Origin of the sequence: Nitrospirillum guaranorum, from assembly GCF_034653275.1 — a bacterium.
Lineage (GTDB): Bacteria > Pseudomonadota > Alphaproteobacteria > Azospirillales > Azospirillaceae > Nitrospirillum.
In genome coordinates this window covers 2,675,260-2,700,920 of the sequence record NZ_JAYEES010000003.1, presented here as the reverse complement: position 1 = coordinate 2,700,920, position 25,661 = coordinate 2,675,260, and the positions used below count along the sequence as shown (strand labels likewise).

The 25,661-nt window shown below is 69.0% G+C and carries 20 protein-coding genes; 13 read left to right on the top strand and 7 right to left on the bottom strand.

All coding sequences use genetic code 11. From position 1 onward, the window contains the following. Positions 1-56 precede the first annotated feature (56 nt). Positions 57-3,266, top strand: a complete 3,210-nt coding sequence (locus UAJ10_RS21370; RefSeq protein WP_322917222.1) for a transglycosylase domain-containing protein — start codon at positions 57-59, stop codon at positions 3,264-3,266. Between the two features lie 49 nt (positions 3,267-3,315). On the opposite strand, the gene UAJ10_RS21365 is transcribed toward UAJ10_RS21370, so the two are convergent. Together UAJ10_RS21365 and UAJ10_RS21360 are read right to left on the bottom strand one after the other, a co-directional pair. Continuing rightward, positions 3,316-4,317, bottom strand: coding sequence for an alpha/beta hydrolase (locus tag UAJ10_RS21365; protein ID WP_322917221.1), 1,002 nt, complete (start codon positions 4,315-4,317; stop codon positions 3,316-3,318). 144 nt (positions 4,318-4,461) lie between these two features. Next, entirely contained in the window at positions 4,462-5,448 is a 987-nt protein-coding gene (locus UAJ10_RS21360) for a LysR family transcriptional regulator (RefSeq protein ID WP_322917220.1), read from the bottom strand. Between the two features lie 67 nt (positions 5,449-5,515). On the opposite strand from UAJ10_RS21360, the gene UAJ10_RS21355 reads away from it, so the two are divergent. The 8 genes from UAJ10_RS21355 (at position 5,516) to UAJ10_RS21320 (ending at position 15,721) form a co-directional block, all read left to right on the top strand. After that, positions 5,516-6,718 carry an MFS transporter gene (locus tag UAJ10_RS21355; protein ID WP_322917219.1) on the top strand — a complete coding sequence of 401 codons (1,203 nt, stop codon included), beginning with the start codon at positions 5,516-5,518 and terminating at the stop codon, positions 6,716-6,718. A gap of 117 nt (positions 6,719-6,835) precedes the next feature. Next, positions 6,836-7,786 (top strand): bifunctional riboflavin kinase/FAD synthetase, encoded by a 951-nt coding sequence (locus UAJ10_RS21350; protein ID WP_322917218.1) that lies wholly within the window; start codon positions 6,836-6,838, stop codon positions 7,784-7,786. Between the two features lie 277 nt (positions 7,787-8,063). Next, complete coding sequence (gene ileS / locus UAJ10_RS21345) at positions 8,064-10,943, top strand: isoleucine--tRNA ligase (protein ID WP_322917217.1); 2,880 nt, start codon at positions 8,064-8,066, stop codon at positions 10,941-10,943. After that, entirely contained in the window at positions 10,940-11,437 is a 498-nt protein-coding gene (gene lspA, locus UAJ10_RS21340; RefSeq protein WP_322917216.1) for a signal peptidase II, read from the top strand. The genes ileS and lspA overlap by 4 nt, the downstream gene beginning before the upstream one ends. Positions 11,438-11,547: 110 nt before the next feature. After that, positions 11,548-12,054, top strand: a complete 507-nt coding sequence (locus UAJ10_RS21335) for a DUF3035 domain-containing protein (protein ID WP_322917215.1) — start codon at positions 11,548-11,550, stop codon at positions 12,052-12,054. Positions 12,055-12,297: 243 nt separating this feature from the next. After that, the gene (locus UAJ10_RS21330; protein WP_322917214.1) at positions 12,298-13,665 is read left to right on the top strand and encodes a M16 family metallopeptidase; all 1,368 of its coding nucleotides are present in this window, start codon (positions 12,298-12,300) and stop codon (positions 13,663-13,665) included. Further along, on the top strand, positions 13,662-15,026 hold the full coding sequence (locus tag UAJ10_RS21325; RefSeq protein ID WP_322917213.1) for a M16 family metallopeptidase: 1,365 nt from the start codon (positions 13,662-13,664) through the stop codon (positions 15,024-15,026). Before UAJ10_RS21330 ends, UAJ10_RS21325 begins: the two co-directional genes overlap by 4 nt. 80 nt (positions 15,027-15,106) lie before the next feature. After that, on the top strand, positions 15,107-15,721 hold the full coding sequence (locus tag UAJ10_RS21320) for a hypothetical protein (RefSeq protein ID WP_322917212.1): 615 nt from the start codon (positions 15,107-15,109) through the stop codon (positions 15,719-15,721). Between the two features lie 30 nt (positions 15,722-15,751). Here UAJ10_RS21320 and UAJ10_RS21315 read toward each other — a convergent pair whose 3' ends face one another. After that, on the bottom strand, positions 15,752-15,880 hold the full coding sequence (locus UAJ10_RS21315; RefSeq protein ID WP_322917211.1) for a hypothetical protein: 129 nt from the start codon (positions 15,878-15,880) through the stop codon (positions 15,752-15,754). Continuing rightward, positions 15,844-16,785 (bottom strand): GIN domain-containing protein, encoded by a 942-nt coding sequence (locus UAJ10_RS21310; protein WP_322917210.1) that lies wholly within the window; start codon positions 16,783-16,785, stop codon positions 15,844-15,846. Before UAJ10_RS21310 ends, UAJ10_RS21315 begins: the two co-directional genes overlap by 37 nt. 311 nt (positions 16,786-17,096) lie before the next feature. Here UAJ10_RS21310 and pgi point away from each other — a divergent pair, with 311 nt between their 5' ends. From pgi to UAJ10_RS21295, 3 genes are all read left to right on the top strand, one after another. After that, positions 17,097-18,794 (top strand): glucose-6-phosphate isomerase, encoded by a 1,698-nt coding sequence (pgi, locus tag UAJ10_RS21305; protein ID WP_322917209.1) that lies wholly within the window; start codon positions 17,097-17,099, stop codon positions 18,792-18,794. A gap of 168 nt (positions 18,795-18,962) precedes the next feature. After that, on the top strand, positions 18,963-20,318 hold the full coding sequence (locus tag UAJ10_RS21300; RefSeq protein ID WP_322917208.1) for a pentapeptide repeat-containing protein: 1,356 nt from the start codon (positions 18,963-18,965) through the stop codon (positions 20,316-20,318). A 351-nt stretch (positions 20,319-20,669) separates the two neighbouring features. Continuing rightward, positions 20,670-20,996, top strand: coding sequence for a hypothetical protein (locus tag UAJ10_RS21295; protein ID WP_322917207.1), 327 nt, complete (start codon positions 20,670-20,672; stop codon positions 20,994-20,996). Between the two features lie 15 nt (positions 20,997-21,011). Here UAJ10_RS21295 and UAJ10_RS21290 read toward each other — a convergent pair whose 3' ends face one another. Then, a complete protein-coding gene (locus UAJ10_RS21290) occupies positions 21,012-21,605 on the bottom strand; it encodes a hypothetical protein (protein ID WP_322917206.1) in 594 nt (197 codons plus the stop codon). 186 nt (positions 21,606-21,791) lie between these two features. Between UAJ10_RS21290 and mutL the strand changes: the two genes are divergently transcribed. Next, positions 21,792-23,738, top strand: a complete 1,947-nt coding sequence (gene mutL, locus UAJ10_RS21285) for a DNA mismatch repair endonuclease MutL (protein WP_322917205.1) — start codon at positions 21,792-21,794, stop codon at positions 23,736-23,738. A gap of 247 nt (positions 23,739-23,985) precedes the next feature. On the opposite strand, the gene UAJ10_RS21280 is transcribed toward mutL, so the two are convergent. Together UAJ10_RS21280 and apbC are read right to left on the bottom strand one after the other, a co-directional pair. Continuing rightward, complete coding sequence (locus UAJ10_RS21280) at positions 23,986-24,150, bottom strand: hypothetical protein (RefSeq protein WP_322917204.1); 165 nt, start codon at positions 24,148-24,150, stop codon at positions 23,986-23,988. 304 nt (positions 24,151-24,454) lie between these two features. Next, positions 24,455-25,591 carry an iron-sulfur cluster carrier protein ApbC gene (gene apbC / locus UAJ10_RS21275; RefSeq protein WP_322917360.1) on the bottom strand — a complete coding sequence of 379 codons (1,137 nt, stop codon included), beginning with the start codon at positions 25,589-25,591 and terminating at the stop codon, positions 24,455-24,457. Positions 25,592-25,661 lie beyond the last annotated feature (70 nt).

Here is a 25,661-nt window from a genome sequence, read left to right as displayed (position 1 = left end):
TCTGCCCGGTGGCCTATGATGGGTCTGCGCTGAGGGGGGTACCGCGTACGCGGGCGATGACGACCAGCACCGACAACAGCTTGGGCGGGGCTTCCCTGACGGGTGTCAATGGGCGGGCCGATACCTTGGCCGCCTTGCGCCCGCCCGTCTCCCGCCTGGCGCCGGGGGCGGGGTCACGGGCGGAGACGGCCGACGCCGCGCCCAAGCCGCCGAAAGTCCGGCGGCGGGGCACGCCGCTATGGGTGCGCATCCTGGGCTGGACCACCAGCCTGGCCATCCTGGGCTGCATCGGCGGCGCCGCCTGGCTGGAGACGGAGACGTCGGGCTTCGAATCCGTGCTGCTGGCCCGGGTCGGGCGCGACCTGCGCTATTCCGTCTATCCCGGCCCCACCACCGCCGTGCGCTATCCCACGGCGGGGCCGTATGACGAGCGGTTGGGCTACACCCAGATGCCCAGCTTCCTGGAACGGCTGACGGCCGGGCCCTACCGCGTCACCGCGCAGGCGCGCATGTCGCCCACCCTGCTGGACTATCTGGACCTCAGCTTCTACCCGCCATACGCGGAAAAGACCTCGGCCGGGCTGCAGGTGCTGGACCGGGGCGGCACGCTGCTCTACGGCGCCAGCTATCCGGAGCGGGTGTTCACCAGCTACGCCTCCGTCCCGCCCCTGGTGGCCAACACCCTGCTGTTCATCGAGAACCGCCAGCTGCTGGACCCGGCCCATCCCTACCGCAACCCGGCGGTGGATTGGGATCGCTTCGGCCTGGCCCTGCTGCAGATCCCGTTGCAGGTCGTCAACCCCGGCGCCCAGCGGATTGGCGGCAGCACCCTGGCGACCCAGACGGAGAAGTACCGCCATTCCGCCGGGGGCCAGACGGCGGATGGGGTGGAGAAGCTGCGCCAGATGGCGTCGGCCAGCATGCGCGCCTATATGGACGGCGCCGACACCACGCAGACCCGTTACCGCATCCTGGTGGATTATCTGAACTCCACGCCCCTGTCGGCGCGGCCCGGCATCGGCGAGATCAACGGCCTGGGCGACGGCCTGTGGGCCTGGTACGGCACCGACTTCGTGGCCGCCAACCAGATCCTGCGGGCGACGCCCCGGACGGAAGAGGATCTGGCGACCCAGGCCGTGGTCTACAAACAGGTGCTGAGCCTGCTGCTGGCCCAGCGGCGGCCATCCTTCTACCTCACCACCAACCGCACGGCGCTGGACGCCCTGTGCAACGAGCATCTGCGGGTGCTGGAGAAGGCGGGCGTCATCCCGCCGGCGCTGGCCGACGCCGCCCAGAACTTCAAGCTGCGCTTCCGGGAGGAGACGCCGGACCCGCCCGACGTGTCGTATGTGGAGCAGAAGGCGGTCAACGCCATCCGCAACCGCCTGACCACGATGCTGGGCGCCCATACGCTGTACCAGTTGGACCGCCTGGATCTGACGACCGAGACGACGTTGGACCAGGCGGCGCAGGAGCGGGTGACCGGGGTGCTGAAGCGCCTGGCGGACCCGGCGGCGACGGCGGAGCTGGGCCTGACCGGCGACCGGCTGCTGACCGGCGCCGATCCGGCCAAGGTGGTCTATTCCGTCACCCTGTATGAGCGGGCCCCCCATGCCAACCTGGTGCGGGTGCAGGTCGACACCCTGGACCAGCCGCTGGACCTGAACGAGGGCGCGCGGCTGGACCTGGGCTCCACCGCCAAGCTGCGCACCCTGATCTCCTACCTGGAGATCATCGAGAAGCTGTACCGCGACTATCACCAGCGCGACGCTGCCGCGCTGCGCGACATCTCGGCCGCGGCGGACGACAACCTCACCCGCTGGGTGACCGACACGCTGGCGCAGACCGGGGACCAAGGCCTGCCGGCCATGCTGAACGCGGCCATGGAGCGCACCTATTCCGCCGGGACGGGGGAGCGCTTCTTCACCGGCGGCGGCCTGCACAGCTTCAACAACTTCGAAAAGTCGGACGACCACCGCATCCTGACGGTGTCGGAGGCGCTGCGCCGCTCGGTCAACCTGGTGTTCATCCGCCTGATGCGCGACGTGGTGAACCACTACATCGCCGAGGGCCCGGCGCGGAAGGACGACGTCCTGGACGATCCGCACCATCCGGCCCGCCAGACCTATCTTGCCCAGTTCGCGGACCGGGAGGGCAGCACCTTCCTCAACCACTTCTGGGACGAATACGGCGGCCTCAGCCCCGACAAGGCGCTGGAAAAGCTGGCGGCCAAGGCCGGCACGCGGGAGGAACGGCTGGCCGTCATCTACCGCTCCGTCCGGCCGAATTCGACACCGGAGGATCTGGCCCGCTTCCTGGCCGCCCATGGCGCGGTGGAAAACGACAACCGGCAGCCCGGGACGCATGCCAACGCCAAGCCCCAGCCGCTGAAGCCGGCTACCGTGGCCGCCCTGTTCGAGAAGGCCGATCCGGAAAAGTGGAGCCTGAACGACCGCGGCTACATGGCCGGCGTGCACCCGCTGGAACTGTGGCTGGTGGCCTATCTGCAGGAAAGCCCCAAGGCGCCGAAGCGTCAGATGCTGAAGGAGAGCAGCACCTCGCGCCAGGAAAGCTATCAGTGGCTGTTCTCCACCCGCTACAAGCACGCGCAGGACACGCGCATCGGCATCGTGCTGGAGGAGGAGGCCTTCGCCCGCATCCATGCCGACTGGAAGCGCCTGGGCTATCCCTTCGAGGCGCTGGTGCCCTCCTACGCCACCTCCATCGGCAGCTCGGGCGACCGGCCGGGGGCGCTGGCCGACCTGATGGGCATCGTCGTCAATGACGGCATCCGCCTGCCCACCGCCCGCGTCACCCGCCTGCACTTCGCCGCCGGCACGCCCTATGAGACGGTGGTGGGCCTGGATGACCAGATGAAGGGGGAACGGGTGCTGTCCCATGACCTGGTGGAGGTGGTGAAGGCCCATCTGCTGGACGTGGTGCAGAACGGCACGGCCCAGCGTGCAAAGGGCGCCTTCCACGATGCCGAGGGCAATCCGCTGCCGCTCGGCGGCAAGACCGGCACCGGCGACCAGCGCTTCGACCGCTTCGGGCCGGGCGGGGTGCTGCTGGAATCACGGGTGGTGAACCGTACCGCCACCTTCGTCTTCTACGCCGGCGACCGCTTCTTCGGTGTCATCACCGCCCACGTCCACGGGGCCCAGGCCGCCAACTACCACTTCACCAGCGCCCTGCCGGCCCAGCTGCTGCGCGTCCTCGCCCCGGCGCTGCAACCCCTGATGCTGATGCCGCCGGACCAGGGGTGAGGCGGCGTTTTTCCGACGCTTCAACGAAAGTCGGAAAAACTCTAAAACCCTACAGCCCGGTCTCTTCCAGGAAGTTGTCCACATCCTCCCACACGGCGCGGCGGATGGTGTCGTTCTCCATCATCAGTTCGTGCCGGGCGCCCGGGTAGTTGTGGAAACGGGCGTCGGGCAGGCGGCGGGCCAGGGCACGCAAGGCCGGGGAACTGACGATCCGGTCGGCGCCGGCCGCCAGGATCTGGATGGGCAGGTCCAGGCCCGACATGGTGGTGTGGGCGAGATAGTCGGTGGAGCGGTAGGCTGCCGCCAGCCAGCCATAGGTGACGCCGCCCAGGCATAGGTCCGGCTGCTTCCGGCAGGCGTCCAGCGCCACGTTGAAGCGGCGCGGGTCGCTGGTCAGGGGGTTGCCCTCGAACCGTTGCGCGTCAGGGTCGAAGTCACGCTGGCCGGGGGCGTACGCCTCCGCCTTGCCCTGGCGGCAGGCCAGGTTGGCGATCAGGGCGGCGGCGCGGCCGGGCAGGGGGGCGGTGTTGATGCGCAGCATGGCGGCCGACAGGATCAGGGCCTTCAGCCGCGGCACCTCCATCGCCGTGTCGCAGTCCAGCACATGACGCAGCATCAGGTGGCCGCCCATGCTGTGGGCGAAGGCGACGACCGGCCCGGTGGGCGGGCACAGGGCGGCCACGATGGCCTCCAGATCCTCCAGGTAGGTCGAGAAGTCGTCGATGTGCCCCAGCTGGCGGTTGGGCAAGGGCCGGGTGGACAGGCCCTGGCCGCGCCAGTCGAACGACACGACGCGCCACCCCCGGGCGGCCCACTCCGCCGCCTGCTCCGCATACTTTTCCAGGAATTCGCTGCGGCCGTTGACCAGCAGGCAGGTGCCGCGGCGGCTCTCGCTTCCCCCGCTCTGCCAGCAGCCCAGGCGCAGCCGCGCGCCGTCCGGGCGGTCCAGATACAGGAAGGCCCACCCGGCGCCGCCCGATGGGTAGGTCCATCCCGCCGGCGTGGCGCCGGGGGATGGCGCGCCCGGGGTTGTTTCGACTGCGTTGTCCATGACGGCGACGGTTCCGGCCCGCATAGTTCTCGGCGCTGTTGTCCCCATTGTCGGCGCGATTCGGGGCCGCGATCAAGTCGCCGATCCATATCTGCACATTTTGTCAGATTATTGGCGGGGTGCCGCTTCCCGCTATGCGCGCGCTCACAGGGATGTGGAAGAAGTTTCATCCGCGCCCTCGGGTTCGGCCAAGGCGGGGCCCGCGTGGTTGATGAAGTTGCGCACCAGTACACGCGTGTCACCCCGCCGCCAGGCCAGCGCCAGCCGGGCGGTCGGCTGGGGGATGTCCGGCAGCGGGGCCAGGGGCCGGAAGACCACGCCCGCCACCCGCACCTGGGACATCGACGCCGGCATGATGGACACGCCCAGTTCGGCCGCCACCAGGTTGACGATGGAACTCATCTGCGGCGCCGTCTGGTACAGCCGCGGCTCGAACCCGGCGGCGCGGCAGGCGGCCAAGGTGGTTTCGAACATGCTGGGCCCGGCACCCCGGGGAAACAGGATGAAGGGATCGTCCCGCAGCCGGCCCAGATCCAGCACCGGGGCACCGGCTGCCGGATGGCCGGCCGGCAGGACGGCCACCATGGGCTCGACCGCCAGCAGGCGGCTCCGCACCGGGCCGCCCGGGGGCGGATCGGTACGCAGGAAGATGATGTCGACCTCACCCGCTTCCAGTGCCGCCAGCAGGGGAATGGAATTCGATTCGACCAGGCCCAGGTCCACTTCAGGGTAGGCCCGGCGAAAGGCCCGGATGGCGCCGGCCACCGCCGGGTTGAAGGCGGACGAGGAGGTGAAGCCCGCCCGCAGGCTGCCCAGCTCCCCCCGCGCCGCCCGCCGCGCGCCGTCCAGGGCCCGCTGCGCCAGGGTGGGGAAGGGGCGAACGCGGTCCAGGAAGGCGCGGCCCGCCTCCGTCAGTTCGGCGCCATGGGGCACGCGGTGGAACAGCGCGGCCCCCACCTCGCGCTCCAGGGCCTTGATCTGCTGGCTCAGCGGCGGCTGGCCGATGCCCAGGCGCGCCGCGGCGCGGGTGAAGTTGCCTTCCTCGGCCACCGCCAGGAAATAGCGGACGTGGCGTAGTTCCATGGTCCTGGCCCCGCCATTGCTGAAAGCGATCACGATCGCCTGCGCCATATATTGGACCTCTGGCGTCAGCGGCGCCAGTTTCCAGGGCGAACGGTTGATTTTGAGGATGGCCATCATGGAATCCCTGCATTGGCGACGGAACCTGTACGTCTGCCTGTTCGGGTCCTTCACCACCATCGCGGGCCTCAGCCTGATCCTGCCCTTCCTGCCGCTGTACGTGGAGCGTCTGGGGGTGGTGGGGCACGCGGCCATCGTGCAGTGGTCGGGCATCGCCTATGGCGCCACCTTCTTCGGCGCCGGCGCCACCGCCCCCCTGTGGGGCAAGTTCGCCGACCGCTACGGCCGCAAGGTCATCCTGATCCGCGCCAGCCTGGCCATGACGGTGGCCATCGCCCTGACCGGCCTGGTGCAGGACGTCTATCAGCTGGCGGCCCTGCGCCTGCTGGCTGGCCTGCTGGGCGGTTACGCCTCCGGCTCCATCGTGCTGGTGGCGACGCAGACGCCCAAGGCGCGCTCGGGCTGGGCGCTGGGCATCCTGTCCACCGGCATGCTGGCCGGCAGCCTGGCGGGGCCGCTGATCGGCGGGGCGCTGCCCGGCCTGATCGGCCTGCGGCAGACCTTCTTCGCCGCCGCCGGCGTCATCTTCCTCACCTTCATCGCCACCGCCACCCTGATCCGGGAGGAGCCGCGGGCCAGGGCCGCCGGTCCCCACGTCGCCGGCAGCCCGTGGCGCCAGATTCCCGACCGGCGGCCGGTCTACGCCATGCTGCTGACCGCCTGCATGCTGATGGTGGCCAACATGTCGATCGAGCCCATCATCACCGTCTATGTCGGCCAGATCGCTGCCCCCGGCAGCGACATCGCCTTCCTGTCCGGCCTGGTGATGGCGGGCGGCGCCCTGGCCAGCATGCTGGCGGCGCCCCGCGTGGGGCGGCTGACCGACCGGCTGGGGCCGCGCACCGTGGTCATCGCCTGCCTGGCCGCCACCGGCGCGCTGATGATCCCCCAGGCCTTCGTCACCCACGTCTGGCAGCTGGTGGGCCTGCGTTTCCTCATGGGCCTGACCTTGGCGGGGTTGCTGCCGGCCATCACCACCCTGATCCGCCATGCCGTGCCCGACCGGGTGGCGGGCGCCATCCTGGGCTATTCCACCTCCGCCCAGTTCGCCGGTCAGGTGGCGGGGCCGCTGCTGGGCGGCTTTGTCGGGGGCCATGTCGGCATGCGCGCCGTGTTCTTCGTGACCGCCATCCTGCTGTTCGCCAGCGCCGCCCTGAACGCCCGGCTGAAGATTTATTCCGGCCCCGCCCATGCGGCCTGAGGGCAGGGGGCTTGCGCGGGAAGGGCTTTGCACGGCGGGGTGTTAGAGCCTATATCCGGACGCATCGGATACCCGCCTGTTCACGGCCCACCTCAAGTCGACGGAAAGCCGCCGGTCATGAAGTTATTGCGCCACTATGAGGATGCGCCCGCCGACCTGCGCGGGGCCGTGGTGGCCCTGGGCAATTTCGACGGCGTGCATCTGGGCCACCGCGCCGTCATCGGCCAGGCCCGCGCGCTGGCCGACGACCTGGGCCGCCCAGCCGCCGTGCTGACGTTCGAGCCGCACCCGCGCGGCTTTTTCCGCCCCAACGACCCGCCTTTCCGTCTGACCCCCCTGCGCATCAAGGCCCACCTGGTCGAGGCCCTGGGCGTGGACGCCATGGTGGTCCTGCACTTCGATGCCGCCCTGGCGGGCATGACGGCCGAGGAATTCGTGGAGACGGTGCTGGTCCAGGGTTTGGGCGTGCGCCATGTGGTGGCCGGCTACGACTTCCTGTTCGGTCACAACCGGAGCGGCGACATGGCGTTGCTGCGCGCGCTGGGCGACCGCCACGGTTTCGGCGTGACCGAGGCGCGGCCGGTGGCCGATGGCGCGGGCGAGCCCTATTCCTCCACCGCGGTCCGCCGTCACCTGCAGGAGGGCCGGCCGCAGGACGCGGCGGCCATCCTGGGCCACCCCTTCGAGATCGAGGGCCGGGTGGAGCATGGCGACAAGCGGGGCCGCACCATCGGCTTTCCCACCGCCAACATCGAAATCCACGATTATCTGCGGCCCCATTTCGGCGTCTACGCCGTGCGCGCCGGCGTGGACGAAGGCGCGGGCACGGTCTGGCACGATGGTGTGGCCAACCTGGGCCGCCGCCCCACCGTGGGCGGCACGGTGGAACGGCTGGAGGCCCACCTGTTCGACTTCGACGGCGACCTCTATGGTCGCCATGTCCGCGTGCGGCTGCTGGACTTCATCCGGCCGGAGATGAAGTTCGAGAATTTCCAGGCGCTGAGGGACCAGATCGCCCGGGACGCGGACGAGGCGCGTGTCCGCCTCGCGACCCTGCCCCCGGCGTGAACCCGGTCACCGCCTTGACACCCGCCGGCCGCTTCCCATCTTGCTTGACCCACGGGGGGCGGCTGCTAACATCCGCCCCCATGTTGCCAACGCGCCAGATCAGGGTCATGGACCTGCGAATTATCGACCCGGTCTCCTGAGGGGGGCCGGGACCAGGGCGTGCTCATCCGCGTACCATCACCGCCGACTATCCCGCCGGCCTTACCCCCGGGGCGCCCGCATCCGCCTCCGGACAAGGGCAAGGCCGCCATCCGAACACCGGATTTTCTGACCCGCCATGACCCGTGATCTCAAAGACACCGTTTTCCTGCCGCGCACCGATTTCCCCATGCGTGGCGGCCTGCCGAAGAAGGAGCCGGAGCTGCTGGCCCACTGGGCGGCCATCGACCTGTACGGCAAGTTGCGCCAGGACGGGGCGGACCGCGCGCCCTTCGTGCTGCATGACGGCCCGCCCTACGCCAACGGCAACATCCACATCGGCCACGCGGTCAATAAGATCCTGAAGGATGTGGTCGTCCGCAGCCAGCAGATGCAGGGCCGCAACGCGGTCTACGTCCCCGGCTGGGACTGCCACGGCCTGCCCATCGAGTGGAAGATCGAGGAGAAGTACCGCAAGGCCGGCAAGGACAAGGACCAGGTGCCGGTCCTGCAGTTCCGGGCCGAGTGCCGCAACTTCGCCGCCGAGTGGGTGGGCATCCAGGCCGCGGAGTTCCGGCGCCTGGGGGTGGAGGGCGACTGGCAGAACCCCTACCTGACCATGGCGTTCGACGCCGAGTCCGCCATCGTGCGCGAGATCCACAAGTTCCTGCTGAACGGCGGCCTGTACAAGGGCGCCAAGCCCGTCATGTGGTCGGTGGTGGAAAAGACCGCCCTGGCCGAGGCGGAGGTCGAGTACCAGGATGTGACCTCGCCCATGATCTGGGTGCGCTTCCCCGTGGTGACGGCGCCCACGCCCGTGCTGAACGGCGCGTCGGTCGTCATCTGGACCACCACCCCCTGGACCATGCCGGGCAACCGCGCCGTGGCCTACGGCGAGGAGATCGCCTATGCGGTCTACACGGTGACCGAGGCGCTGGAAGGCTCGCTCGCCAAGGTGGGTGAGACGCTGATCCTGGCCCAGGCGCTGGCCGAGGGCGTGGCGGCGTCGGCCAAGGCGACGTTTGAGAAGGGGGCGGACGTCACCGCCGCCGACCTCAAGGGCGCCATCCTGGCCCATCCCTTCCGGGGCCATCCGGAGGCCAACGGCGGCTACGACTACCCCGTGCCGCTGCTGCCGGGCGACCATGTCACGTCCGACGCCGGCACCGGCTTCGTCCACACCGCCCCCGGCCATGGCGCGGAGGACTTCGACCTCGGCCGCAAGTTCGGGCTGGAGGTGCCGCAGACCGTGGACGCGGACGGCAGCTACTACCCCCATGTGCCGCTGTTCGCCGGCGCCCGCGTCTATACGCCGGAAGGCAAGCCGGGCGACGCCAACGGCAAGTCCATCAGCGCGCTGATCGCGCAAGGGGCGCTGCTGGCCAAGGGTAACCTGAAGCACAGCTATCCGCACAGCTGGCGCTCCAAGGCGCCGCTGATCTTCCGCACCACGCCGCAGTGGTTCATCTCCATGGACACCAACGACCTGCGGGCGCGGGCGCTGGCGGCCATCGATGAGACGCAATGGGTGCCGCCACAGGGCCGCAACCGCATCCACGCCATGGTGGAAAGCCGTCCCGACTGGTGCATCAGCCGCCAGCGCGCCTGGGGCGTGCCCATCGCCCTGTTCCTGTCCAAGGCGGATGGCCAGCCCCTGAAGGATGAAGGCGTGTTGAACCGCATCGCCAGCTTCTTCGAGACCGAGGGGGCGGACGCCTGGTACAACCGCCCCGCCGCCGACTTCCTGGGTCCGGACTACGACCCGGCCGATTTCGACCAGGTGTTCGACATCGTGGACGTCTGGTTCGAATCGGGCTCCACCCACGCCTTCGTGCTGGAGCGGCGCAACGACCTGTCGTCGCCCGCCGACCTCTACCTGGAAGGGTCGGACCAGCATCGCGGCTGGTTCCATTCCTCGCTGCTGGAAAGCTGCGGCACCCGGGGCCGCGCGCCCTTCAAGGCGGTGCTGACCCACGGCTTCGCCCTGGATGAGCAGGGCCGCAAGATGTCCAAGTCCCTGGGCAACGTGGTGGCGCCGCAGCAGGTGATGGAGGAATACGGCGCCGACATCCTGCGCCTGTGGGTCGTCGGCTCCGACTATTCGGAGGACCTCAAGGTCGGCAAGGAGATCCTGAAGAGCAACGCCGATCTCTACCGCCGCCTGCGCAACACCCTGCGCTACCTGCTGGGTGCCCTGGCCGACTTCACCGAGGCGGAGCGGGTGGAGCCGGCGGCCATGCCGGACCTGGAGCGCTGGGTGCTGCACCGCCTGGCGGAGATGGACGCCATCGTGCGCCAGTCCACCAAGGAATACGACCTGCACCGCCTGATCACCGAGCTGCATAACTTCTGCGCCGTGGACCTGTCGGCCTTCTACTTCGACGTCCGCAAGGACAGCCTGTACTGCGACGCGCCGGCCAGCGCCCGCCGCCGCGCCGTGCGCACGGTGCTGGAACGGCTGTTCGTGACGCTGACCGCCTGGCTGGCCCCCATCCTGTGCTTCACGGCGGAAGAGGCCTGGCTGGCCTTCCTGGCGGAGGGCGACGACACCCGCCGCGCCGCCTGGCCGGAAAGCGTGCACCTGCGCCAGTTTCCCGAGATCCCGGCCGATTGGCGCGACGACGCCCTGGCCGCCCGCTGGACCGTGGTGCGCGATGTGCGCCGCGCGGTCACGGGCGCGCTGGAACTGAAGCGTGCCGACAAGACCATCGGCTCCTCCCTGCAGGCGCACCCCACGGTGTACGTGCAGGAGGCCCACCACGCGGCCCTGGCCGGCCTGGACCTGGCGGAGATCAGCATCACCTCCGGCATCACCGTGACGGTGGGCGCCGCACCCGAGGGCGCCTTCGCCTTGGCCGACGTGGCCGGCGTGGGCGTGGTCTTCAGCCCGGCCGAGGGCGAGAAGTGCGAGCGCTGCTGGCGCATCCTGCCGGAGGTGCCGGCCGCCGCCGAGGGGGTGGAGCAGCTGTGCCATCGCTGCGATGACGCCGTCGGTCTGGCGGGGGGCCATCCCGTATGAGCATGCTGACCCGCGTGTTGGGGCGGTTCGGCGTTCCCGGCCTGTTGGCGGCGGCCGTCATCCTGGCCGCCGACCAGGCCAGCAAGGCCGCCATCCTGGACCGCTTCGCCGAGGCCGGCGACGGCGTGACCCTGCTGCCCTTCTTCAACCTGGTGCTGGTGTGGAACCACGGCGTCAGCTTCGGCCTGTTTAATCAGGGCGGCGCGACGGGGACGGTCATGTTGATCGTGTTAGCCCTGGTCATCACCGCCGCCATGGCGGTGTGGATGCGCCGCGCGGCCCGCCTGATCGAGGCGGTGTGCGCCGGCATGGTGATCGGCGGGGCTTTGGGGAACGTGATCGACCGGCTGCGCCTGGGCGCCGTCGTTGATTTTCTGGACTTCCACATCGCGGCGTGGCATTGGCCGGCATTCAACGTTGCCGATAGCGGCATCGTCGTCGGCATGCTGGTGCTGGTCGTGGATGGGCTGTTCGTCAAGCCCGCGACGCGGTAGGGTGTCGCCGTCAACGGAGCGGTGGGGCTCCGCGGATGGGGTTGGTTCCGTTTTTGGGTCAGGTTCACGGGGGTCCCGGGGTTCGGGGCCTACATTCGACGGACGAGGATATGGGCGAGAATTCTAAGGTGTTTAGCGCGCGGCTGATGCTCGCGGCGGCCGGTTTGGCAGCCCTGACGGGGTGTGACAGCCTGGACTACCTGTTCGGCGGGTCGCGCCCGACTCCGGACGAGTTCCGGGTGCTGGCGCGCGCGCCGCTGGAGGTGCCGCCCGATTTCAACCTGCGTCCGCCGCAGCCGGGCAGCCCGCGCCCGCAGGAAATCGTGAAGGAGACGCGCGCCACCAGCACCGTGTTCGGCGCCGCCACCACCGAGGCGACGGCCGTGGCTTCCGCCACCGCCAACCAGAGCAAGGGCGAGGCCGCCCTGGTGGCCAAGGCCGGCGGCGACCAGGCCGATCCCCAGATCCGCAAGATCATCGACAAGGAATGGCCGGGCACCGTGGTCGGCGACCGTGGCTTCCTGGACAGCCTGATGTTCTGGAAGGGCGACGACAAGCCGGCGGCAAACGGCCCGACGGTGCAGCGCGACAGCAGCTCCGCCGGTTCTTCCCGCTAAGGGAGCAGGGTTCAAAGGCCCGGACGGGATGACATCCCGCCCGGGCCTTTTGTTGTGCGCGTGATGGCGGCTGGCAGGACGGTGCCGGCGTGCGCATCCCAACGCCAGCTTCCCTTGGGGCCGTGCCGCACCCATGTTATTCCTCTGGGAAACGGGGCGGCATGTAGCGGGAGTGGCGGGGCCTTGGGCGTCTTTTGGCGGCCTTTCTGGGGGACGCGGTTCGCGGCCCTGGCGCTTGCCCTCATGATGCCGGCGGCGGCCCTGGCCCGGGTTTTCGATCCCGAGACCTTCACGCTGGCCAATGGCCTGCAGGTGGTGGTGGTGCCCAACCACCGCGCCCCGGTCGTCACCCAGATGCTGTTCTACAAGGCCGGTGCCGCGGATGAGCCGGCGGGCAAGTCAGGCGTCGCCCATTACCTGGAGCACCTGATGTTCCGGGGCACGGCCACCGTGCCATCCGGCGCCTTTTCCCGGCGGGTGGCGGCGCATGGCGGGGTGGAGAACGCCTACACCAACCAGGACCAGACGGCCTATTTCCAGACCATCGCGCGCGACCAGTTGCCCCTGACCCTGCGGTTGGAGGCCGACCGCATGGCCAATCTGCGCATCATGCCCGCGACGGCGGCGCCGGAACTGGCGGTGGTGCTGAACGAGCGGCGGCAGCGGACGGAGGCCAGCCCCGCCGCCCGCCTGCGGGAACGGGTGCAGGCGGCCCTGTTCCAGGCCTATCCCTATGCCAGGCCCGTGGTGGGCCGGCCCGGGGAGGTGGCCGCCCTGACCCCGGCCGACGCCCAGGCCTACTATCGCGCCTGGTACGCGCCCAACAACGCCGTGCTGGTGGTGGCGGGCGACATCAGCGCCGCCACCCTGCGCCCCCTGGCGGAGGCCACCTTCGGCCGCATCCCCGCCCGCCCGGTCCCCGACCGGGTGGCGGCGCGGGGGGCGGTGTCGGCCGGCGGGGAGGGGCGCCGCATCGAACTGAAGGACGCCCAGGTGCGCCAGCCGTCGCTGAGCCGGATATGGTTGGCCCCCTCCCACGGTTGGGCCGCCGAGCCGGCGCAGGTCTACGCGCTGGAGGTGTTACAGACCATCCTGGGCGGTGGCGCCACCGGCCGCCTCTACCAGGCGCTGGTGGTGCGCCAGCGCCTGGCGGCGGGGGTCAGCGTCGATTACTTGGCCGACGCGCTGGGGCCGGGTCAGTTCAGCCTGGGCGTGGTGCCCGGGCCGGACGTGGCGGTGGCGGATGCCGAGGCCGGCCTGAACGCCGAGCTGGCCCGCCTGCTGCACGACGGCGTCGGCGCGGCGGAGGTGGCGGCCGCCATCCGGCGCCTGCGGGTCGGCGCCATCTACGCCCGCGACAGCCTGCAAGGCCCCGCCTCGGAATTCGGCGTGGCGCTGACCACGGGGCAGGGCGTCGCCGATGTCGAGGCCTGGCCCGACCGCATCGCTACCGTGACGGTGGACGACGTGAACCGCGCCCTGCGCGGGGTGCTGGGGGGCCAGGGCTCCGTCACCGCCCTGCTGCTGCCCGACCCCGACGCCCCGACGCCGGAGGAGGAACTGGAGGACGTGGCGGCGGCGCAAGGCATGGCGCAGGGGGCCGTCCGATGAAGTGGGGGAAGGGCCTGTGTGGGGTGCTGGCGCTGGGGCTGCTGGCCGCCCTTCCGCCGCGCGCGCCGATGGCGGCTGAGGCGTCCCCGGCCGAGGCGCTCCCGGTCAGGGCGTCTCTCATGGAACGCGTGGTCAGCCCGGGCGGCATCGAGGTCTGGCTGGTGCGCGACGCCAAGAACCCCATCATCGCGCTGGACTGGTCCTTCCGCGGCGGGGCCGCCACCGATCCCGCCGACCAGCTGGGCTTGGCCGCCATGGCGGCCGGCCTGCTGGACGAGGGGGCGGGTGACCTGGACTCCGCCGCCTTCCAGAATCGCTTGGCCGACCATTCCATCGGCCTGGCCTTCAACGCCAGCCGCGACTGGTTCTCCGGCGCGCTGCTGACCCTGCGGGAGAATCGGGAGGAGGCGTTCACCCTGGCCCGCCTGGCCCTGACGGCGCCGCGCTTCGACGCCGACGCGGTCGCCCGCATCCGGGGCCAGTTGCAGGTGGCCGTGCGGCGGGAGGAGGCGGACCCTGTCACGGTCGCCTACCATGCCCTGGCCCGCCAGCTGTTCCCGGGCCATCCCTACGGCCGCCCCCTGCGTGGCACGTCCGACACATTGGCCGCCATCACCGCCGACGACCTGCGGGGCTTCGCCGACCGGCGCCTGGCCCGGGAAGGACTGCTGGTGACGGCGGCGGGCGACATCGACCCGGCGGAACTGGCGGCGGCGGTGGATTGGATTTTCGGCGCGCTGCCGGCCGCCTCCGCGCCCGCCACCATTCCCGATGCGCGCCCCGCCACTGGCGCTCCGCCGGTCGCCGTGCCCTGGCCGGGGCCGCAGAGCCTGTTCGTGCAGGCGGGGGCGGGCATTCCCCCGGGCGACCCCGACTGGCCCGCCGCGCTGTTGCTGAGCCACATCCTGGGCGGGGAGGGCCTGGAGTCGCGTTTGGCGGATGCGGTGCGCACCCGGAGCGGCTTGTCTTACGATGTGCAATGCAATTTGCAATCCTATGCCCATGCCGATCTGTTCATCGTCAGCGGCTCCACCGCCAACGCCACGGTGGAACAGGCCTTGGGCCTGGTGCGCCACACCCTGGCGGAGGTGGCCGCCCACGGGGTGACCGCGCGGGAACTGCGCGACGCCCAGACCTATCTGACCGGCTCCTTTCCCCTGCAATTCACCAACGACCGCGCCATCGCCGCGCTGTTGCTGGATATTCGCCGCGATGGCTACGCCGCCGGTTTCCTCGACCATCGGAACGCCCTGCTGCGCCGGGTGACGCTGGCCGATGTCCAGCGGGTGGCTGCCAGGCTGTTGCGTCCCGATGCCATGGCCACTGTGGTGGTCGGCGGGGCCACCGGCCCGCTGCGTTGAGCAACGGTTCCCCGGCTAACCTTTGGCATAGGAGTTGCTGAGGTATCCCCGTCCGCGATCTTGGCAACTGGGGGTTTCCGATGACGTTCACGTTCGAGGATTTCAAGGCACGCTTCTTCCCGGTTGCCGCCCTGACGGGTCGCAACGCCCCGGAAAGCCCGGCGCCCGCGGTTTTGCAGGACAATCCCATGCCCAATGGCCTGGACCGGCGCCGTGGCGGCGCCCGCGCCGCCCCCGCTCCCGACCATATCGACGGCATTCCCATCGCGGCGATCCTTGCCGCTATCAAGGCGGATCCTGCCGCCCTGCACCGCCGCCGCGAGGTGTTGGAGGGGGAAATCCGGTCCGTGTGGGCCACCCTGCAGGAACTGGTGCGGGAATACCGCGCGCTCAGCGACGACGCCATGCTGCCCCAGGGCGTCACCCCCACCCTGGCGGTCAAGACCATGGCGGGCGGCCCCCTGCCCAAGGAGATGGCGGAGGCCCTGGGCAGCGCCATCGGCCTGCCGCTGACCGTCATGCCCAACGCCCTGCGGGCGCCCATGCCGGCCCCCGAGATGGCGGCGGGGGCGAAGGACAGGGCCAAGGACAGTCTATTCGACGTGGATGAGGATGAGCCGGCCGCCAAGGCGGAACCGGTGCGCCTGCCCCGGTCCCGGACCATGGTGCGGCCAGCCCGCCGTCAGGCGCGGTAGGAAGGGGCGCGGTGGCAAAAGGCCGGCGGGTCAGCGTCCGCCCACGTGGACGCTGCCGCTGCCGCTGTGCGCCTGGTCCAGCCGGCCGGTCACCTGGTCGATCTTCACGTCGCCGCTGCCGCTCAGCGAGAGGGTGGCGTCGGTGACCTTGACGCGCAACACCTGGTCGCCGCTGCCGCTGATGGCGGACGACAGGGTGCCAATTTCCCCCCATCGATGGTGATGTCGCCGTTGCCCGACTGCTTCAGCTGGGCGGTGGGGGCCGACACGGCATGGATGGTCAGCGTGCCCGAGCCGCCCAGGTGGGCCGACAGCGCCCCTTGCGCCTTGGCCACCACCAGGTCGCCCGAGCCGTCGATGGTCAGGCGCAGGTCCTGAACGGCCGGCAGCGTCACGTTGCCCGAGCCGCTGAGCTTGGCCTGGGTGGTGCCGCCGCTGCCCCCGCCGATGGTGATGGTGCCGCTGCCGCTGCTCTCCAGGTCGGTGGACGGTCCCGCCATCTGGGTGATACCGACATTGCCCGACCCAGCCACCCGCACCTTCAGCGCGCCCTCCAGGCGGTCCAGCTGGGTATCGCCCGACCCGTGGACGCGCACCTGGGCGCCGCCGGCCACGCGGTCGACCTTGAAATTGCCCGAACCGTCCAGCGTCAGCGCCAGGGCCCCGAAGCCGCCACTGGCCTGGTAATCGGTCGACCCGCCCTCCTGCACGTCAAGCGGGATGCCGGCGGGCACGGTGATGGTGATGCGCAGCGTCGGCTGCCAGCGCTTCCAATCGTCCCCCTCGCGGTAGCAGCGGCGGCCGCTGATGCCCAGTTGGGCCGTTCCGCCGCCGCTGGCGGTCAGTTGGTCCAATTCCTTGGGGTCGTCGGCCGTGGCCTGGATGCGCACGTCGCGCGCGCTGGCGGAGGCGGTGATGTCCACGGTGCGGGCGCAGGGGGTGGTGACCCGCAGCTCCCGCCCATCCAGGGCCCAGCTGCGCTCTCCCGCCCAGGCGGCGCCGGCGGCGGTGAGCGCCGCGAGCGACAGGGGCAGGGCGAGGGCGATACGGTGGGGACGGGACATGGGACCGGACTCGTCTATGGTTGCGGCATTATCCCCATTGTCACCGCGCGGCCGTGGGGATCAAGGACGCAGCGGGCGATGGAACCGGTCCGGGCGGCCGGCGCACGCCAAGTGGCCCCATGCGGTCCACCCATGTGGTCCGGCCGGGCCGCCGCGCCAGACGTCAAAAACGAAGACAAATTCGCGTCAAATGGACGAAATCCCCATCCGAAACGCTGCTTAACCATCCCCAGCCGTGCTACACCCCTGGGGCTTTCCAGGGGCGGGATAATGGGATCCGGGCGCCCCTGGCCACAGGTCAGGAGAGAACGATGTCCGCCACGCAGACCCCCACCCAGGACGCGCCCCCCCAAGACCCGACCCTCGTGGACACTCCTCTGGTTGAGACACCCGCCTGGCAGGCGCTGGCCCGGCACCGCCAGGCGCTGGACGGCGTGCACATGCGCGACCTGTTCGCCGCCGACCCGGAACGGTTCGACACCTACTCCCTGAAGTTGGGCACCCTGCTGCTGGACTATTCCAAGAACCGGCTGACCGACGAGACCCTGCCCCTGCTGCTGGACTTCGCCCGCGCCCGTGATCTGGAAGGCTGGCGCGACCGCATGTTCGCGGGTGCCGCCATCAACCTGACGGAAGGCCGCGCCGTTCTGCACACCGCCCTGCGCCAGCCCAAGGGCGCCACGGTGCTGGTCGAGGGCCGCAACGTGGTGCCGGACGTGCACGCCGTGCTGGACCGCATGGGCGCCTTCGCCACCGCCGTGCGGGATGGGGCGTGGCGCGGCTGGACCGGCCAGCCCATCACCGACATCGTCAACATCGGCATCGGCGGGTCCGACCTGGGCCCCGTCATGGTGACCCAGGCGCTGACCCCCTACCACCACCCGCACCTGCAGGCGCATTTCGTCTCCAACGTCGATGGCACCCACATCGCGGAGGTGCTGAGGAAGGTGGATGCGGAGACGACGCTGTTCATCATCGCCTCCAAGACCTTCACCACGCAGGAGACCCTGGCCAACGCCCATACGGCGCGCGAGTGGCTGCTGGCCCAGGGGGCGCCGGCGGACGCGGTGGCCAAGCACTTCGTGGCCGTGTCGACCAACGCCAAGGAGGTCGCGGCCTTCGGCATCGACACCGACAACATGTTCGGCTTCTGGGACTGGGTGGGCGGCCGCTACAGCCTGTGGTCGGCCATCGGCCTGCCCATCCTGCTGATGATCGGGCCCGACCGCTTCGCCGAGCTGCTGGCCGGCGCGCATGCGATGGACGAGCATTTCCGCACCGCCCCGCTGGCCGCCAACATGCCCGTGCTGATGGGCCTGATCGGCCTGTGGTACGTGAATTTCTGGGACGCCCAGTCCTACGCCGTGCTGCCCTATGACCAGTACCTGGCCCGCCTGCCGGCCTATCTGCAGCAGGCCGACATGGAGAGCAACGGCAAGGGCGTGGACCGCGACGGCCGCCCGGTGGACTACGCCACCGGCCCGGTGCTGTTCGGCGAGCCCGGCACCAACGGCCAGCACGCCTTCTACCAGCTGATCCACCAGGGCACGCCGCTGATCCCGGCCGACTTCCTGGCGCCCATCGAGACGCAGAACCCGGTGGGCCGCCACCACACCCTGCTGCTGGCCAACTTCCTGGCCCAGACCGAGGCCCTGCTGCTGGGCAAGACCGAGGACGAGGCGCGGGCGGAGCTGGCGGCGCAAGGCCTGGATGGCGAGGAGCTGGAGGCCCTGGTGCCGCACAAGGTCTTCACCGGCAACCGCCCGACCAACACCCTGCTGTTCCAGAAGCTGGACCCGCATACCCTGGGCATGCTGATCGCCCTCTATGAGCACAAGATTTTCGTGCAGGGCATCCTGTGGAACCTGAACTCCTTCGACCAGTGGGGGGTGGAGCTGGGCAAGCAGCTGGCCAAGGCCATCCTGCCGGAGCTGGAGGGCGGCGCCCGCCGTGGCCATGACTGCTCCACCGCCGGCCTCATCCGCGTGGTGCGCGAGGGCCTGCGCTGACCGCCGCGCCGGGAAGGCCGGGCATCCCTTGGCGCATCCCCCCTGGCACGTCGCTTGGGAGGCGGCCGGCTTTTCCCCGTGACGGCTTTTTTCCTACAGGCGTAAGCTTGCCGTGGAACGGCGGCGTATCCAAACTCCCTGGTATCGTCCGCCGGCAAGGTTGATGACATGGAAAGCGGCACGCGCGGCCTTGGTGGACCCGCCTCCGAACGACCGGGGGCGGTACGCCTGACCCAGGAACAGCTGGACCTGGTGCTGAAGCGCCACGCCATGTTCCGCACCGCCAAGGTGGGTGGGGCCCGTGCGGTGCTGGCCCGCATGGACCTGTCGGGCCTCAGCATGGCCGGCCGCGACCTCAGCCATGCCGACTTCACCCACGCCATCCTGCGCGATGTCGACCTCAGCGGCGCCTTTCTGGAATGCGCCACGCTGTTCGTCACCGACCTTCGCGGGGCCAATCTGCGCAACGCCCGGCTGGTGAAGGCCGACCTGCGGGGCGCCTGCCTGCGCGGGGCCGACCTGTCGGGGGCGGATCTGTTCGATGCCGACCTGCGCGACGGCACCTTGGCCGCCCGCGCCCGCGACGGCAGCCTGCAGATCATGAGCGTGGACCCCACCAATGCCGACTTGGCCGAGGCCAACCTGCGCGGATCCAACCTGACCAATGCCAAGCTGTCGGGTTCGGTCGCCATGCACACCGACTTCACCGACGCCATCATGCGCAACGCCAAGCTGGTGCGCGCCAACCTGCGCCACGCCAAGCTGGACGGCACCAATCTGGAGGGGGCGGACCTGTCGGGCGCCGACGTGCGCGGCGCCAGCCTGCGCGGCGCGGTGCTGATCGGCACCGTCATGAACCTGACGGAGCTGGGCGGCGCCGACATGACCGGCGTGCTGACGGAAAAGCCCCAGGGACGCCCGGCGTCGGAGCTGGGCCGCTCCCTGGCCGAGCTGTTGAACCTGCACGCCACCTGGGTGTGCACGGCGGCCAAGGAGGGCATGGCCCTGGACTTGAGCGGCGTGGACCTGCGCGGGTCCGGCGTCCTGTCGCGGGCCATGCTGACACGGGGTGTGGGGCGCGGCGCCGTGTTCTACGGCATGGACCTGACCGGTATCCAGATGCAGGTGGGCCAGTTCGACAACGCTGACTTCCGCACCGCCATCCTGGCGGAGGCGGACTTGCGCGGTGGCAGCTTCCAGGGCGCCAACTTCAACGCCGCCAACCTGCGCCACGCCACGCTGGATTACCTGCAGATCGATGCCGAGCGGCACGTCCGCACCAACCTGACCGGCGCCGTGCTTCGCAACGCCGATCTCGGCGGCGCCCGCCTGCGCCGCGTCCGCCTGGCCCAGGCCGACCTCAGCCACGCCGATCTGCGCGGCGCGGATTTGCGCGAGGCCGACTTGCGCGACGCCAATCTCAGCGGCGCCTTGGTGCAGGAGGAGCAGATGAAGGCGGTGGACTTCACCGGCGCCCGCGGCCTGCCCCGCACCTGGCGCGTGCGCTATATGGCGGATGATTGAGCCGAGCTATGACAAGGGCTTGCCTTGATCTGAGCCGTTTACGCGGCAAGTACTTATCTTTGTCCCTCATCATATGGGGGACACATGCAGCCATAACCGCAAAATCAGGTAAAAAAGAGATAGACACTATCGCTTTCTTGCAATAGTGTCTTACGCTGATTGGCAAAGATGACCTTATTCGGAGGTGGTATCCCGAATGACGGCCGTTGCCTGCCAGGGTCCGCATTAACCTTCAGGGAGGCCGACGCGGATCACATGCGTTTTTGAACGTTTTAGTTCGTCTCTTCGGCCGGACTATAGGCGTTGCTTGACTCGTGTTCAAGTCGGTTTCTCCCGGAAATCGGAGAAATTATGAGTTCTTCCCATTTTTCTAATCGGCAGGTCAGTGAGCGCGAGCTCGCTATTCCCACCCTCGAGGCTATGGCAAAGCGTCCTGATGGGTTTATTCCGACGTCGGAATTGATCTCCGAATTGACTTTGGCATTCCGTCCGTCGGGCCATGACGCTGAAATCGCTGCTGGCCGGCGTGACACCTATTTTTCGCAGAAAGTGCGAAACATGGTTTCGCATCGTGACTGCTCGACCAGCTTTATCAAGAAGGGTTATGCCACGTACTTGAAGGAACGAAACGGGTTCCTGATTACGGACGAGGGCCGTACCCAATTGATGAATAGCTAAGTTTAGCAGCCAGGTTTAGCTGTACTTAGCTTTGTATCCGGGCTTGAGCCACGCCAGTTCTGTTGGGCCGGCGTGGTTCTTGTCCCAAACAAACCAAGCATATGCCGTTGTTCCGCTGCCAGAAACTTTTGCTCCCTTAGGGTAAAAGGTGATTCTTTCGCTGAAGACCCATACTCGCGCGGGCGGAGAGCAAGAAAATATAGTATTAGATCTATTTGATCCCTCTAGAAACGCAAGTCTGAGCAAGAAAGCGAATTTTGATTTCGCTTTCTTCAGGCCGGAATGTACAAATCCTTCCGCGCTATTATAAGGTGGATTTGTAATAATATTTTCAGTAATTCTGTTTTGCTCTAAAAAATCTTTGCCAATCTCGCCATATCCTCGATTGTATAAATCGGAACTCAGAACGGTATTTCCTGTTTCTTGCAAGACTTTGGACATTGCGCCATCTCCACAGGCACATTCCCAAATATCGCCAGAGAACTTCTCGTTATCAATTAGTGCATAAGTTGCCCAGCGAGGGGTTGGATAAAAATCGGGGCCGTCTAAATCCGCAATCCGCTTGGCGGTCGGTTTAAAGCCACCGTTTAGATTATACGTTGCGTCCATGGTGCTCGCTTTCAGGGAAAATATTGAATCATACGTTCATTTGTCTCGAGGTGTCCAGAAAAGCCTGAGGCGACAAGCGCTCTGTCCTTAGATTCCTGCTGTGTCTACTGGGAATGCTTGGCTTGCTAGAGTAAATGATCCCTTGCATTGCCCGGCGGCCCCGCCGCCCGCTACAATGCCGCCATCATGCCCATTCGCCTTCTGCCTGAGACCCTGGTCAACCGCATCGCCGCCGGCGAGGTGGTGGAGCGTCCCGCCGCCGCCGTGAAGGAGCTGGTGGAGAACGCGCTGGACGCCGGCGCGCGGCGCATCGACGTCACCCTGCGCGATGGCGGCAAGGCGCTGATCCAGGTGGTGGACGACGGCGGCGGCATGACGGCCGACGAGCTGTCGCTGGCGGTGGAGCGCCACGCCACCTCCAAGCTGCCGGGCGACGACCTGCTGAACATCCACACCCTGGGTTTCCGGGGGGAGGCGCTGCCCTCCATCGGTGCCGTCAGCCGCCTGACCATCACCAGCCGCCAACCGGGCAGCGATAGCGCCTGGGCCTTGACGGTGGAGGGCGGGGCCAAGGGCCGGCCGGTGCCGGCGGCCCATCCCGTGGGCACCCGCATCGAGGTGCGCGACCTGTTCTATGCCACCCCGGCGCGGCTGAAGTTCCTGAAGACCACGCGGACGGAGACGGACCACGCCGTCGACGTGGTGCAGCGCCTGGCCATGGCCCATCCCGAGGTCGCCTTCACCGTGGCGGACGAGGGGCGCACGCCCCTGCGCCTGCCGGCCCAGAGGGGGACTCTCAACGGCGAGGATCCGCTGCTGGCCCGCCTGGGCGCCATCATGGGGCGGGAGTTCCAGGAGAACGCCCTGCCCATTGACGCCCGGCGCGAGGGTGTGCGGCTCTACGGCCATATCGGCCTGCCCACCCTGAACAAGAACACCACCGCCGGCCAATACCTGTTCGTGAACGGCCGGCCGGTGCGCGACAAGCTGCTGCTGGGCGCCGTGCGTGGCGCCTATGCCGATTTCCTGGCCCGCGACCGCCACCCCCTGCTGGCCCTGTTCCTGGACATCCCCTGCGAGGATGTGGACGTCAACGTCCACCCGGCGAAGACGGAAGTGCGCTTCCGCGACCAGGGCCTGGTGCGCGGCCTGATCGTGGGCGCGCTGAAGCACGCCCTGGCCGGCGCCGGCCACCGCGCCTCCACCACCGTGGGCCAGGCGGCCCTGGCCAGCTTCCGCGCCGACGGCGCCCGCCCCATCCCCCAGACCGCCTTCCAGTGGCAGCCGCAGCCGCATGCCGGTGGCGGGGGCAGTTGGCCCGGCATCACCCGGCCCACCGCCGGCCAGGTGGAGGCCGCGCGCGCCTTCCAGGCGCCGGTGGCGGCCTGGGAGGGCCCGACGGCGGAAGGCTCGGCGGCGGCCCAGCCGGCTTATGCGCCCTCCATCCTGGCCGATGCGCCGCATGGCGACATGGTACCCGGTCCGCTCTCGCCGGGCTTGGCGAGCGCCGTCGCGGCGATGGCGCGGGCCAACGCCGACGACGTGCCCGACTTTCCCCTGGGCATCGCCCGCGCCCAGGTGCACCAGACCTACATCGTCTCGCAGACCCGGGACGGCATGGTCATCGTCGACCAGCACGCCGCGCATGAGCGCCTGGTCTATGAGCGCATCAAGCAGTCCATGGTGGCCCAGGGCGTGAAGCGGCAGATGCTGCTGATCCCCGAGGTGGTGGAGTTGGAGGAGGCCGCGGCCAGCCGCCTGGCCGAACGTTCCGACGAACTGGCGGAGCTGGGCCTCTGCCTGGAATCCTTCGGCACCGGCGCCGTGGTGGTGCGGGAGATACCGGCGCTGCTGGGCGCCAAGGCCGACATCAAAGCCCTGGTCACCGACATCGCCGATGAGTTGGCGGAACTGGGCGACCAGCACGCGCTGAAGGAACGGCTGGAGGAGGTCTGCTCCTCCATGGCCTGCCATGGCTCCGTCCGCGCCGGCCGGGTGTTGACGCTGGGCGAGATGGACGCGCTGCTGCGCGAGATGGAGGCCACGCCCCACAGCGGCCAATGCAACCACGGCCGCCCCACCTATGTTGAGCTTAAGCTGGCGGACATTGAGAGGCTGTTCGGCCGGCGGTAGGGGATGGGCGCGCGGTTGTTCGTGCCGCTGTAGGACGCGATTGCGTCCGCCGGCGCCTGAGGGAATCGTCGAAAAGCAAAAACGCCCCGGAAGGCGGACCCTCCGGGGCGTTTCGCTGTTCGGCCCGTTGGGGCCGCGCAGTGCTTGGTGTTTCCTCTATCCCTGTTCGCCCGTCCGGTGTTTTCCCGGATTTGCGGGCGGCACTCTCACTGGGGCGGCCACCAGGGCCGTCCGAACTCTGGACCGGTCAGCGCAATTCCCAGGGGAACTCAACCTTCACCGGGGCACCGGCGACGCTGGCGATGGGGTTCTGGCGCAGCCAGTTGAAGAAGTCATCGAAGGGCAGGGCGGGACGCGCCACCACCCGGCGGCCGGACAGGCCGGTCGCGCGTTCGGAAAGGGTACGGGTCATCTGCTCGTACGCCACTTCCGGAACACCGTGGGATACCGCGATGGCACCCGTGGCCGGATCCTCCACCTGGAAGGAATGGGCCCCGTTCCGGAACGCATAAGCAACCTGAACCGTGTCAACCCGACGCATGATTTCCACTCAGCTCCGCAAAACGGAACTTTATGTACCATAGGGGCATGACATTGGAAAGGAAAAAACAGCGGACACCAAAATGACGCAACAGAACGTCGTTTTCGCATTCCGTTCGCCGTGCGGCACCTGTGGACCGCTGTTTTTCCAAGGGTTTACCTATGGGGTGATAGATTTATTCAATCACGAAGCGGGGCGCCGCCCGGCCGCCGCCAGCCTTGATCTTCTCCGCCACGCGCGCCGCGATGGCGCGATAGGTCTGGGCGTGCACCCCATCCGGCTGCTGGATGGTGATGGGCGTGCCGGCGTCGCTGGTCTCGCGGATGGCGATGTCCAGCGGCACCTCGCCCAGGAAGTCGATGCCCAGCTTCTCCGCCTCGGCCCGGGCGCCGCCGTGGCTGAAGATGTCGCTGCGGTGGCCGCAGTTGGGGCAGCAGAAATAGCTCATGTTCTCGATGATGCCCAGGACAGGCACGTCCACGCGGCGGAACATGTTCAGGCCCTTGCGCGCATCCAGCAGGGCGATGTCCTGCGGGGTGGAGACGATGACGGCGCCGGCCAGCGGCACGCTCTGCGCCATGGTCAGCTGGGCGTCGCCCGTGCCCGGCGGCATGTCGACCACCAGCACGTCCAGCTCGCCCCAGTTCACGTCGCGCAGCATCTGGGTCAGGGCGCTCATCACCATGGGGCCGCGCCAGATCATGGGCGTGTCCTCGGCCACCAGGAAGCCCATGGACATGACCTTGACGCCGTAGTTGACCAACGGGTCCAGGCGCTTGCCGTCGGCGCTGTCCGGCTTGCCGCTGAGGCCCATCATGCGTGGCATGGAGGGCCCGTAGATGTCGGCATCCAGCAGGCCCACCTTCAGGCCGTTGGCGGCCATGGCCAACGCCAGGTTGGTGGAGGTGGTGGACTTGCCCACGCCACCCTTGCCCGAGGCGACGGCGATGATGGCCGCCACGCCGGGCACGCCGGCCTTGGGCTGCTTGCCCGCCCCCGGCGCGCCGGTGCCCGGGGTACCAGTGCCGGGGGCGCCGCCGCCGGAAACGGCCTTGGGGGCGGGGCGGTGGGCGGTCAGCACCGCCGTCACCGACAGCACGCCGGCCAGGCGGTCCACCGCCTTCTCCGCCGCCTGCCGCAGCGGCTCCAGCGCGGCGCCCCGCGCCGGATCGACCTCCAGGGTGAAGTGGACATGGCCTTCCTTCACCGCGACGCCGGAAACCATCTTGAGGCTGACGATGTCAGACCCGCGATCGGGGTCCACCACCTGCCGGAGGGCCTCCAACACCTGGGACTCGGTTACCGCCATGATCAAACGCCTTCATCTTGTAAAGTGGGGGGCGGGGGGTCATATCGCCCGCGTAGGGCTTCCCTGCGAACGC

Bases quoted from the DNA above. Each gene is read 5' to 3' on its own strand.
- UAJ10_RS21300 (WP_322917208.1), top strand. From the start codon at position 18,963: ATGGAAAGCGGCACGCGCGGCCTTGGTGGACCCGCCTCCGAACGACCG.
- mutL (WP_322917205.1), top strand. From the start codon at position 21,792: ATGCCCATTCGCCTTCTGCCTGAGACCCTGGTCAACCGCATCGCCGCC.
- UAJ10_RS21320 (WP_322917212.1), top strand. From the start codon at position 15,107: ATGACGTTCACGTTCGAGGATTTCAAGGCACGCTTCTTCCCGGTTGCC.
- UAJ10_RS21330 (WP_322917214.1), top strand. From the start codon at position 12,298: ATGATGCCGGCGGCGGCCCTGGCCCGGGTTTTCGATCCCGAGACCTTC.
- ileS (WP_322917217.1), top strand. From the start codon at position 8,064: ATGACCCGTGATCTCAAAGACACCGTTTTCCTGCCGCGCACCGATTTC.
- UAJ10_RS21325 (WP_322917213.1), top strand. From the start codon at position 13,662: ATGAAGTGGGGGAAGGGCCTGTGTGGGGTGCTGGCGCTGGGGCTGCTG.
- pgi (WP_322917209.1), top strand. From the start codon at position 17,097: ATGTCCGCCACGCAGACCCCCACCCAGGACGCGCCCCCCCAAGACCCG.
- UAJ10_RS21370 (WP_322917222.1), top strand. From the start codon at position 57: ATGACGACCAGCACCGACAACAGCTTGGGCGGGGCTTCCCTGACGGGT.
- UAJ10_RS21360 (WP_322917220.1), bottom strand. From the start codon at position 5,448: ATGGCGCAGGCGATCGTGATCGCTTTCAGCAATGGCGGGGCCAGGACC.
- UAJ10_RS21290 (WP_322917206.1), bottom strand. From the start codon at position 21,605: ATGGACGCAACGTATAATCTAAACGGTGGCTTTAAACCGACCGCCAAG.
- UAJ10_RS21335 (WP_322917215.1), top strand. From the start codon at position 11,548: ATGGGCGAGAATTCTAAGGTGTTTAGCGCGCGGCTGATGCTCGCGGCG.
- UAJ10_RS21295 (WP_322917207.1), top strand. From the start codon at position 20,670: ATGAGTTCTTCCCATTTTTCTAATCGGCAGGTCAGTGAGCGCGAGCTC.
- UAJ10_RS21280 (WP_322917204.1), bottom strand. From the start codon at position 24,150: ATGACCCGTACCCTTTCCGAACGCGCGACCGGCCTGTCCGGCCGCCGG.
- lspA (WP_322917216.1), top strand. From the start codon at position 10,940: ATGAGCATGCTGACCCGCGTGTTGGGGCGGTTCGGCGTTCCCGGCCTG.
- UAJ10_RS21310 (WP_322917210.1), bottom strand. From the start codon at position 16,785: ATGTCCCGTCCCCACCGTATCGCCCTCGCCCTGCCCCTGTCGCTCGCG.
- UAJ10_RS21350 (WP_322917218.1), top strand. From the start codon at position 6,836: ATGAAGTTATTGCGCCACTATGAGGATGCGCCCGCCGACCTGCGCGGG.
- UAJ10_RS21365 (WP_322917221.1), bottom strand. From the start codon at position 4,317: ATGGACAACGCAGTCGAAACAACCCCGGGCGCGCCATCCCCCGGCGCC.
- UAJ10_RS21355 (WP_322917219.1), top strand. From the start codon at position 5,516: ATGGAATCCCTGCATTGGCGACGGAACCTGTACGTCTGCCTGTTCGGG.